Origin of the sequence: Micromonospora sp. BL4 (assembly GCF_003667505.1) — a bacterium.
In the GTDB taxonomy this organism is placed as follows: Bacteria; Actinomycetota; Actinomycetes; order Mycobacteriales; family Micromonosporaceae; genus Micromonospora.
In genome coordinates this window covers 1-9,778 of the sequence record NZ_RCVJ01000227.1, presented here as the reverse complement: position 1 = coordinate 9,778, position 9,778 = coordinate 1, and the positions used below count along the sequence as shown (strand labels likewise).

The 9,778-nt window shown below is 74.1% G+C and carries 9 protein-coding genes and 1 pseudogene; 8 read left to right on the top strand and 2 right to left on the bottom strand.

What is annotated here, in order from left to right; translation table 11 throughout:
- A partial coding sequence (locus EAD89_RS28410) for a S1 family peptidase (protein WP_233579222.1) occupies positions 1-994 on the top strand: 994 nt, incomplete at its 5' end.
- 107 nt (positions 995-1,101) lie between these two features.
- On the opposite strand, the gene EAD89_RS28405 is transcribed toward EAD89_RS28410, so the two are convergent.
- Entirely contained in the window at positions 1,102-1,812 is a 711-nt protein-coding gene (locus EAD89_RS28405; protein ID WP_121654840.1) for a DUF998 domain-containing protein, read from the bottom strand.
- 155 nt (positions 1,813-1,967) lie between these two features.
- Here EAD89_RS28405 and aspS point away from each other — a divergent pair, with 155 nt between their 5' ends.
- The 4 genes from aspS to EAD89_RS28385 all read left to right on the top strand — a co-directional run bounded on the left by aspS (position 1,968) and on the right by EAD89_RS28385 (position 6,660).
- Entirely contained in the window at positions 1,968-3,773 is a 1,806-nt protein-coding gene (aspS, locus tag EAD89_RS28400; RefSeq protein ID WP_121677847.1) for an aspartate--tRNA ligase, read from the top strand.
- A 101-nt stretch (positions 3,774-3,874) separates the two neighbouring features.
- Complete coding sequence (locus EAD89_RS28395) at positions 3,875-4,687, top strand: sugar nucleotide-binding protein (protein ID WP_121677846.1); 813 nt, start codon at positions 3,875-3,877, stop codon at positions 4,685-4,687.
- A 75-nt stretch (positions 4,688-4,762) separates the two neighbouring features.
- Complete coding sequence (locus EAD89_RS28390) at positions 4,763-5,362, top strand: transcriptional regulator (RefSeq protein ID WP_121654843.1); 600 nt, start codon at positions 4,763-4,765, stop codon at positions 5,360-5,362.
- Positions 5,359-6,660: an MFS transporter gene (locus tag EAD89_RS28385; protein ID WP_121654844.1), complete on the top strand. Its 1,302-nt coding sequence runs from the start codon at positions 5,359-5,361 to the stop codon at positions 6,658-6,660. The genes EAD89_RS28390 and EAD89_RS28385 overlap by 4 nt, the downstream gene beginning before the upstream one ends.
- 39 nt (positions 6,661-6,699) lie before the next feature.
- Here the strand turns inward: EAD89_RS28385 and EAD89_RS28380 are convergent, their stop codons facing one another.
- Entirely contained in the window at positions 6,700-7,440 is a 741-nt protein-coding gene (locus tag EAD89_RS28380; RefSeq protein WP_121677845.1) for a GNAT family N-acetyltransferase, read from the bottom strand.
- Positions 7,441-7,580: 140 nt separating this feature from the next.
- On the opposite strand from EAD89_RS28380, the gene EAD89_RS28375 reads away from it, so the two are divergent.
- The 3 genes and pseudogenes from EAD89_RS28375 to EAD89_RS28365 all read left to right on the top strand — a co-directional run.
- On the top strand, positions 7,581-7,793 hold the full coding sequence (locus EAD89_RS28375) for a hypothetical protein (RefSeq protein ID WP_074318554.1): 213 nt from the start codon (positions 7,581-7,583) through the stop codon (positions 7,791-7,793).
- 75 nt (positions 7,794-7,868) lie between these two features.
- Positions 7,869-9,407, top strand: coding sequence for a replication-associated recombination protein A (locus tag EAD89_RS28370; RefSeq protein WP_121677844.1), 1,539 nt, complete (start codon positions 7,869-7,871; stop codon positions 9,405-9,407).
- A pseudogene (locus EAD89_RS28365) lies at positions 9,404-9,778 on the top strand (hypothetical protein); the annotation flags it as partial. The gene EAD89_RS28370 and the pseudogene EAD89_RS28365, both read left to right, overlap by 4 nt.

Here is a 9,778-nt window from a genome sequence, read left to right as displayed (position 1 = left end):
AACCCGGGTGGTCGGCTCGCTCATCGGCGCGCCCGCCCAGGCCGCCCCCGCCGCCTCGCCCGATGCCGCCGCCGCCCTCTCCGCTGAGCTCGGCGACCGCTCCGCCGGCTCGTACATCGACGCCAGCGGCAAGTCCGTCGTCACCGTGACCGACGCGGCCGCCGCCCGCAAGGCGAGCAACGCCGGCGCCGCAGTCCGGTACGTCACCCGTGGCGCCGCCGTGCTCAACCGGGCCACCGCCGACCTGGAGCGTTCCGCCAAGATCCCGGGCACCGCGTGGTGGAGCGACCCGGTCACCAACCAGGTCGTCGTCTCCGTGGACAGCACCGTCACCGGGGCCAAGCTGGAGCGGGTCAAGGCCGCCGCCGCGCGGGCCAACGGCGCGGTCCGGATCGAGGCCGAGGCCGGCGTGCTGAGCACCCGCATCTCCGGCGGCCAGGCCATCTACGCTGGCGGTGGCGGGCGCTGCTCGCTCGGCTTCAACGTGCGCAGCGGCAGCACCTACTACTTCCTGACCGCCGGGCACTGCACCAATATCTCGTCGAGCTGGTACTCGAACTCCGGGCAGACCTCGCTGATCGGTACCCGTACCGGCACCAGCTTCCCGGGCAACGACTATGGCATCGTGCGGCACAGCAACTCCGCCAACGCCGCCGGCAACGTCTACCTCTACAACGGCAGCTACCGGGACATCACCGGCTCCGGCAACGCCTCCGTCGGCCAGTCGGTGCAGCGCTCCGGCAGCACCACCGGCCTGCGCTCCGGCTCGGTGAACGCGACCAACGCCACGGTGAACTACGCCGAGGGCTCGGTCTCCGGCCTCATCCGCACCAACGTCTGCGCCGAGCCGGGCGACAGCGGCGGCTCGCTGTTCAGCGGCGGCACCGCCCTGGGTCTGACCTCCGGCGGTAGCGGCAACTGCCGCACCGGTGGCACGACCTACTTCCAGCCGGTCACCGAGGCCCTGAGCCGCTACGGCGTCAGCGTCTTCTGATCGATCGACCGCCCGCGGGCCGCCGGATTGCTCCGGTGGCCCGCGTCGCGTGTGCGGCCCGCCTCACGCGAGCGCGTCGGGCCCGTCCGCTGGTCGCAAGGCCCGCGTCACGCCAGCGCATCGGGCCCGTCCGCTGGTCGCAGAGGATCCGGGGGTACGACACCCGGCACCGCCGGACCGACGGAGGTGGCGCCGGTGGCCCACGCCAGGTGCGCCCGCCGGGCGGACAGCACCGCCAGCAGCGGCCAGAGCGACACGGCCACCGCCGTCACCCGCTCGGCCAACCCCGTCCGTGACCCGCTGGTCACCTCGAACGCGCACCAGCCGAACAGGGCGAGGAGCACGACCGTGGCGCTCAGCGCCACCGCCCGGCGGAAGGCCCAGGGCGGCTCCGGCGCGGCCGGATGCGCGGCGTCCCGACCGCGGGGCAGCCGCAACGCCGAGCCGGCCGGCCAGAGGGCGAGCGCGAGGACGGCCACCGTCGCCGCGATGCCGTGGCTGAGCGAACCGCCCACCGGTGGCCGGGGAAAGGCCACCAGCGCGACGGTGGCCACCCCACCGATGGCGAGCAGGAACCGGCTGGGCAACCCGGCCGCGTGCAACACGGCGGCGACCGCCAGATAGCAGCAGCCGAGCAGCACCAGGGCCCCGACCATGATCCAGGCGTCGGTGGCGTCCTGCCCCGCCAGCTCGCTGATGGTGTCCCGGACGGGGTCGTACCCGGCTGGCTGCCGCGCCTGCGCAACCGTCCAACCGCCCACCAGCAGCACGGGTGCGGCGGCCGCCGTGGCGACGGCCCAGTTCGGTACGGCGCGCATTTCGCCACGTTAACCGTCGCGGCGGCCCGCGAACCGGGGTTCGCCGCGCTGCCCACCGACCGATCGTCCCGGCCTGCCGGGTGCCCCGGAACAGCGACTGCCGCCCCTGACAGAATGCCGGTGAGGAACTGTTCCACGATGAGGAGTTGCCAGCCGTGATCCGTACCCACAATGCCGGAAGCCTGCGCGCCGCGGACGCCGGCTCGACGGTGACGCTCGCCGGGTGGGTGGCCCGCCGGCGTGACCACGGCGGCGTCATCTTCGTCGACCTGCGCGACGGCTCCGGCGTGGTCCAGGTGGTGTTCCGCGAGGAGGACGCGCACGCGCTGCGCAACGAGTTCTGCGTGAAGGTCACCGGCGAGGTGACCCGCCGGCCGGCCGGCAACGAGAACCCGGAGCTGCCCACCGGCGAGGTCGAGGTGACCGCCGTCGAGCTGGAGGTGCTCTCCGAGGCGGCGCCGCTGCCGCTGCCGGTGGACGACCAGATCGAGGCCGGTGACGACATCCGGCTCAAGTACCGCTACCTGGACCTGCGCCGCAGCGGCCCGGCGAACGCGCTGCGACTGCGCTCGCGCGCCAGTCAGCTCGCCCGGGGCGTGCTGCACGAGCGGGACTTCCTGGAGATCGAGACGCCGACGCTGACCCGGTCGACGCCCGAGGGCGCCCGCGACTTCCTGGTCCCGGTCCGGCTCCAGCCCGGCAGCTGGTACGCGCTGCCCCAGTCGCCGCAGCTGTTCAAGCAGTTGCTGATGGTCGGCGGCATGGAGCGGTACTACCAGATCGCCCGCTGCTACCGGGACGAGGACTTCCGCGCCGACCGGCAGCCGGAGTTCACCCAGCTCGACATCGAGATGTCCTTCGTCACCGAGGACGACGTGATCGACCTCGGCGAGGCGATCGTCTCGACGCTGTGGAAGGACCTGGCGGGGCACGAGATCACCCGGCCGATCCCGCGGATCACCTGGCACGACGCGATGGCCCGCTACGGCTCCGACAAGCCGGACCTGCGCTACGGCGTCGAGCTGACCGAGCTGACCGACTACCTGCGCGGCACCGAGTTCCGGGTGTTCGCCGGGGCGATCGACGCGGGCGGCTACGTCGGCGCGGTGGTGATGCCGGGCGGCGCCGCGCAGAGCCGCAAGGAGCTGGACGGCTGGCAGGACTGGGCCAAGGCGCGTGGCGCGCGTGGCCTGGCGTACGTGGTGCTGGACGCCGAGACCGGCGAGGCACGCGGTCCGGTGGCCAAGAACCTCTCCGCCGAGCACCTGGGCGGGCTCGCCGACGCGGTCGGCGCCAAGCCGGGCGACGCGGTCTTCTTCGCCGCCAGCGCCACCACGCGGGAGGCGCAGGAGCTGCTCGGCGCCGCCCGCGTCGAGATCGCCAAGCGGGCCGGTCTGATCGACGAGAGCGCCTGGGCGTTCTGCTGGGTCGTCGACGCGCCGATGTTCGAGCGTACGGACGAGGGCGGCTGGACGGCGGTGCACCACCCGTTCACCTCGCCCAACGCCGAGTGGGTGGACCGGTTCGAGGAGGCCCCGGACCGGGCGCTGGCGTACGCGTACGACATCGTCTGCAACGGCAACGAGATCGGCGGTGGGTCGATCCGTATCCACCGGGGCGATGTGCAGAAGCGGGTCTTCGACCTGCTCGGCATCACTCCGGAGGAGGCGCAGGACAAGTTCGGCTTCCTGCTGGAGGCGTTCAAGTACGGCGCCCCGCCGCACGGCGGCATCGCATTCGGCTGGGACCGGGTCTGCATGCTGCTCGCCGGCGCGGACTCGATCCGCGAGGTGATCGCGTTCCCGAAGACCCGTGGCGGCTTCGACCCGCTGACCGGCGCGCCGACGCCGATCACCGGTCAGCAGCGCACCGAGGCCGGCATCGACGCCAAGCCGAAGCCCCCGGCCACCGCGCACACAGGCACCGCCGGCCCGGCCGCCCCGGTCGCCGACCCGGTCTGACCGACCCACCCCGCACCTGCTTGGTCGATCAAGAGGTTTGCGTCATCATCGCTCGGTCAAGATGACGCAAACCTCTTGATCGTCGACAGGGGAGTGGTGGCATGCGGGTGCTCGTGGTGGGGGCCAGTGGGTTTCTGGGCGGCGAGGTGTGCCGGCGAGCGTCGGACGCCGGGTGGTCGGTGGTCGGCACGTGCCACTCCGGCGACATCACCGCGCCCGGTGTCGAGGCCCGCCGGCTGGACGTGACCGACCGCGCCGCCGTGCGCGCGCTGGTCGCGGACGTGCGCCCGGACGCGGTGGTCTCCACCCCCTACCGGTACGACGACTGGACGGTCACCGCCGACGGGGCCGCGCACGTGGCGGTCGCCGCCGCAAAGGTGGGCGCCCGGCTGGTGCACGTGTCCAGCGACGCGCTGCACGGTGGCCGCCCGTCGCCCTACGCCGACGACGAGCCACCCAGCCCGGTGAACGCGTACGGGGCGGCGAAGGCCGCGGCGGAGACGGCCGTGCGGGTGGTCGACCCCGGTGCGGCGCTGGTGCGTACCTCGCTGATCCTGGGGGAGGGCAGCAAGCAGATCCAGCTCTGCCGCGAGGCGCTCGCCGGGCGGGGCGCCCTGTTCACCGACATGATCCGCTGCCCGGTCGACGTGACCGACCTGGCCGACGCCGTGCTGGAGCTGGCCGACAGCACGTACGCCGGGCTGCTCAACGTGGCCGGCGCGGACGCGGTCAGCCGGGCCGAGCTGGGTCTGCTGGTCGCCGAGCGGTTCGACCTGGACGCGGCCGGTCTGAAGACCACCACCAGCGCCGCCGCCGGCGTGCCCGGTCCCGGCGACGTTCGCCTGGACTCCACCCGCGCGGCCGGCCTGCTGGGTACCCGGCTGCGCGGGGTGCGCGAGTTCCTGGCCCGCTGAGCCGCCGCCCCACGAGTGCACACTTCCTGTGCACAACTCTTGTGCAGAGGAAGTGTGCAGAGATAGTGTGCAGTCATGGCGGATGACGAAGAAGCGCCCCGGCCGGTGCCACGCGAGGTACGGATCGACAAACGGCAGGTCCGGGTGCTGGCGCACCCGCTGCGGATGCGGCTCCTCGGGGCCTTGCGGGTGAACGGGCCCGCCACCGCCACCACCTTGGCGGAACTGCTCGACACCAACACCGGCGCGACCAGCTACCACCTGCGCCAGCTCGCCGAGGTCGGTCTGGTCACCGAGGATCCCGACCGGGGCAGCGGACGGCAGCGCTGGTGGCAGGCGGCGCATGACGTCACGAACTGGGAGCCGACCGACTTCGACGACGACCCCGATGCCCGGGCCGCGATCGAGTGGATCCAGGGCGACCAGGTGCGCCTCCTCGCCGAGACCGCCGAACGTTGGTTCACCACCCAGCACGAGTGGTCCGTCGCCTGGCGGGACGCCATCGGCATGGGCGACATCTTCATGACCATCCCGCCGGATCGGCTCAAGGAGCTCCAGGCGGAGGTGTGGCAGGTGCTGGAGCGGTACCACCGCGAGGTCGACGCCGCCGACCCGCAGGCCCGCCCGGTGCAGGTGTTCCTGGCCGCCTACCCGTTGCGCGAGGGCCTCCGGTGAGCGCGCTGACCGTACGCCAGGTTCGGCGTCGTTACCTCACGCTGTACGGCCTGCGCTGGCTGCCCACCGGTCTGATGATCCCGGTGATGATCCTGCTGATGCAGGAGCGCGGCCTGTCACTGCCGCAGATCGGTCTGGTCTTCACCGCCCAGGGGCTGCTGGTGCTGGCGCTGGAGCTGCCGACCGGTGGGCTCGCCGACGCCCTCGGCCGCCGACCGGTGCTGCTCGCCGCCGGCGCGCTCAACCTCATCTCGCTGTCCCTGTTCGCGGTGGCCAACTCGGTCGTGCTGTTCTTCGCGGTCTGGGCGTTGCAGGGGATCTACCGGGCGCTGGACAGCGGCCCACTGGAGTCCTGGTACGTCGACGCCACCATGGCCGCCGACCCCGAGGCGGAGTACGAGCGCGGGCTCGGCCACGCCGGCACCGTCGCCGGGCTGGCCATCGGCGCCGGCGCGCTGCTCGGCGGCGGCCTGGTCGCACTGGGCCCCATCGGTCCGGTCACCGCGCTCACCGTGCCCGTGCTGGCCGCCATCGTGGCCCAGGCGGTGGCTCTGGCCGCGCTGATCGCCCTGCTGGTCGAGGAGCGGCCAGCCACCGGAGCGGCGGCGCTGCGGGCCTCGGTGGTCCAGGCGCCCCGGATGATCGGCGAGGCGGTCGGGCTGCTGCGCCGCTCCCGGGTGCTGCTCGCCCTCGTCGCCGTCGAGCTGTTCTGGGGCTTCGGCATGGTCACCTTCGAGTCGCTGCTGCCCGTCCGGCTCGCCGAGGTGATCGGCGACCCGGAACGCGCCGCCGCGCTGCTCGGGCCGGCCAACTCGGCCGCCTGGCTCGCCTCGGCGGCCGGCGCCGCGCTCACACCACTGCTGCTGCGCTGGCCCGGCGCCGCGCCGGGCGCCGCGCTGCTCCGCATTCTGCAGGGCGCCACGGTGGTCGGGATGGGCCTGTTCGCCGGACCCGTCGGAGTGCTCGTGGCCTACCTGGCCTGCTACGCCGTGCACGGCGCGTCCAACCCGCTGCACAGCGGGCTGCTGCACCGGCAGGTCGACGGCCCGTACCGGACCAGCGTGCTCTCGCTGAACTCGATGATGTCGCAGCCGGCCGGCGCGCTCGGCGGGCTGGCGCTGACCGCGCTCGCGGCCGCCACCAGCGTCAGCACCGCCATGGTGGTCGGCGCGGTGGTGCTGGCCGTCGCAGCCCCGCTCTACCTGCCCGCCTGGCGCGCCGGCCGCCGGCCCGTGGACCAGCCCACCGACCCGCCCGCGGTCCCCGCGGCCGCGGAGCCCCACGCCGCCGGGCGTTAGGAGGAGAACTCTCCTTCGTCCGCGACGACAACCAGGACGTCAGGCGAGGCGTAGCGAGCTGAGCTGGAGGGTGTTGGTGAAGCCGAGCCGGCGGTAGAGCCGTACCGCACCCACGTTGTCCGGGTAGACGCCCAGCCCGACGGTGTCGTAGCGGGTCAGCAACGCCCGCGTCATCCCGGCCGTCAGCGCCGCGCCCAGCCCTCGACCCCGCTGGTCAGGGGCGACGGTCAGGCCGGCGAGGAAGCCGATGTCGCCCCGGCTGCGGTCCGCGCCGGCCGCCACCAGCCGGTCGCCGGCCCGGATGCCGTACCAGTCCACCACCCGCGGGTCGCCGGGGCGGGAGGTGGTGCTCGGGAACGCCTCATCGATCAGCGCCTCCAGCGCCGGGTGGTCGGCCTCGGCGAGGCGTACCACCCGCTGCTCGTCGGGCTGGGCCGGCGGCGGCGCGTCGGTCCAGTGGAAGTCCCAGTCGTCGTGCCGGCTCACCGCCAGCCGGCCCGCCAGCAGCGCCGGGTCATGCCGGGGCAGGTGCAGCCACTGCTCCGCGCGCAGCGCCCCGGCGGAGGCCAGCGCGGAGCAGAGCTCGAGCGCCGGTCCGGCCGGGCCGATCCCGCCGCCGGCGGGTCCCTGGCCGGGCGGCAACAACCACAGCACCGCGCCGTCGCGCCGGTAGCCGCGTGCCGGCGCCTGACGCCAGAGCGCGTGCCGGGCGTACGGGTGGTGACCGGCGGCGGCGAGGATGGCGTCCCGGTCCTGGAGCACCTGGTCGTCGATGATCATGGCTTCCAGCCTAGGAGCCGGGGGACGGGTGACCGCGTCGGGTCAGGCTGGCGTGCTCCGATCCACGGTGGAGATTGGCGATCCGACCGATTGGGTACATCAGGCGCCGACCTACTGGGAACCCCCACCGGAGGACCGACATGCTCGCCATTCTCGCGGCCATCGTCTTTGGCTTCGCCCTGCTGATCGATCTGCTCAACACGAACTTCGGGGCGCCGGACCTGTTCAACTGGAACACCCTCGTGCTCATCGGTCTGTTGCTGCTCTCGCTCTACCTGGCCGGCGTGGGCAGCGGCCCGCGCGGCGGTGGCGGCGGCCGCTGGTACCGGGGCCGTCGCCCCGGTCGTGGCTGACCGGAACCGATCATCGGCTGCCCGGCTCGCGGCGCGATTCCGGCGTCGCGGGCCCGGCCCGGTACTGTCTTCGTGATGGAGTCCGACGCCCTCTTCTCCCTCGGTGCACCCGCCGGGCCGCGCAGCGCGCCCGCCGGTTCCGCCGGTGTCGACGGCTTCACTCCGGTGGCGGACGATTCGCCCCTGCCCGTCCGGATGCGCCCGGCGAACCTCGACGAGCTGGTCGGGCAGGACCACCTGCTCGCCCCCGGCGCGCCGCTGCGGCAACTGGTCTCCGGTGGCGCCCCGATGTCGGTGATCCTCTGGGGACCGCCGGGCAGTGGCAAGACGACCATCGCGCACCTGGTGGCCGGGGCCACCGACCGTCGGTTCGTCGCCATGTCGGCGCTCTCCGCCGGTGTCAAGGACGTCCGGGCGGTGATCGAGACGGCCCGCCGCCAGCGCCGCTCGGGCGGCCCGCAGACCGTGCTCTTCATCGACGAGGTGCACCGCTTCAGCAAGACCCAGCAGGATTCGCTGCTCGCCGCCGTCGAGGACCGTACGGTCACGCTGCTGGCCGCGACCACCGAGAACCCGTACTTCTCGGTCATCTCCCCGCTGCTGTCGCGGTGCGTGCTGCTCACCCTGCAACCGCTGGACGACGACGCGGTGCGCGGGCTGCTGCGCCGTGCCGTCGCCGACGAGCGTGGCCTGGGCGGCGCGCTCACCCTCGCCACCGAGGCCGAGGACCACCTGGTCCGGCTCGCCGCCGGTGACGTCCGCAAGGCGCTGACCGCGCTGGAGGCGGCGGCCGCGTCCGCCACGGCGCTCGGCGTCGGGCGGATCGACCTCGCCACCGCCGAGCAGGCCGTCGACGTGGCGGCGGTGCGCTACGACCGCGACGGCGACGCCCACTACGACGTGGTCAGCGCGTTCATCAAGAGCATGCGCGGCTCGGACGTGGATGCCGCGGTGCACTGGCTGGCCCGGATGCTGGTCGCCGGGGAGGACGCCCGCTTCATCGCCCGCCGGCTGGTCATCTTCGCCAGCGAGGACGTGGGCATGGCCGACCCGGCCGCGTTGAGCGTGGCCACCGCCGCCGCGCACGCGGTCGAGTACGTCGGGCTCCCGGAAGCGCAGCTCAACCTCGCCCAGGCGGTGATCCACCTGGCCACCGCGCCCAAGTCGAACTCGGCGACCACCGCCATCGGCGCCGCGATCGCCGACGTGCGGGCCGGCCGGGGCGGCCCGGTGCCGCGCGGGCTGCGTGACGCGCACTACGCCGGCGCCCGGGGGCTGGGCCACGGGACCGGCTACCGCTATCCGCACGACGACCAGCGCGGCGTGGTCACCCAGCAGTACGTCCCGGACGACCTGGTCGGCACCGACTACTACCGGCCCAGTCCGCACGGGGCGGAGCGGTCGGTGGCCACCCGGCTGCCGTTGCTGCGCCGGATCGTGCGGGGGCTGCCGGCCCCGTCCGTCCGTCCGGAGGCTCCGTCGGTCGAGTCGCCCGTAACGGCGCAGACCGCGCCGGCGCTTGCCGACGGGAACGGTCGCCCGACCACGGGCACGGGCGGTCCCGGCACGATGCAGGACAGCGGCACGAACGCCGCAGGAGAGGGTCAACAGTGAAGTCGCGTGGTGCGGACCGCCCGGACGAGGGCCCGGACGAGCGGCGCGATTCCCGCGCCAAGGGGCGCCGCTGGGGTCGAGGCCGGGCCGAGGCCGAGCCGGAGGCGCCGGTACCCGGCGAGGAGTTCGGCTGGATCGACGATCTGCGCTCGGCCAAGCAGCAGCGCGGCGAGCTGGGCCCCGACGGCGCCCCGGCGGAGCCCGCCGGTCCGCGTGGGGGCGCGCCGGTGCCGCCCGACGTCCCGGCGTCACCCACCGCGCGCCGTGGCGACACGGACGGTGCGGCCGGACGCCGGCCGGTGGACGGACCGTGGCCGGGCGAGGCGCCGCCGCAGCCGGGCCGCCGGCCGGACGAGCGGCCGGCCTCGGTC

Coding starts and splice junctions, on each gene's coding strand:
- EAD89_RS28405 (WP_121654840.1), bottom strand. CDS start 1,812: ATGCGCGCCGTACCGAACTGGGCCGTCGCCACGGCGGCCGCCGCACCC.
- EAD89_RS28395 (WP_121677846.1), top strand. CDS start 3,875: ATGCGGGTGCTCGTGGTGGGGGCCAGTGGGTTTCTGGGCGGCGAGGTG.
- EAD89_RS28390 (WP_121654843.1), top strand. CDS start 4,763: ATGGCGGATGACGAAGAAGCGCCCCGGCCGGTGCCACGCGAGGTACGG.
- EAD89_RS28380 (WP_121677845.1), bottom strand. CDS start 7,440: ATGATCATCGACGACCAGGTGCTCCAGGACCGGGACGCCATCCTCGCC.
- EAD89_RS28375 (WP_074318554.1), top strand. CDS start 7,581: ATGCTCGCCATTCTCGCGGCCATCGTCTTTGGCTTCGCCCTGCTGATC.
- EAD89_RS28370 (WP_121677844.1), top strand. CDS start 7,869: ATGGAGTCCGACGCCCTCTTCTCCCTCGGTGCACCCGCCGGGCCGCGC.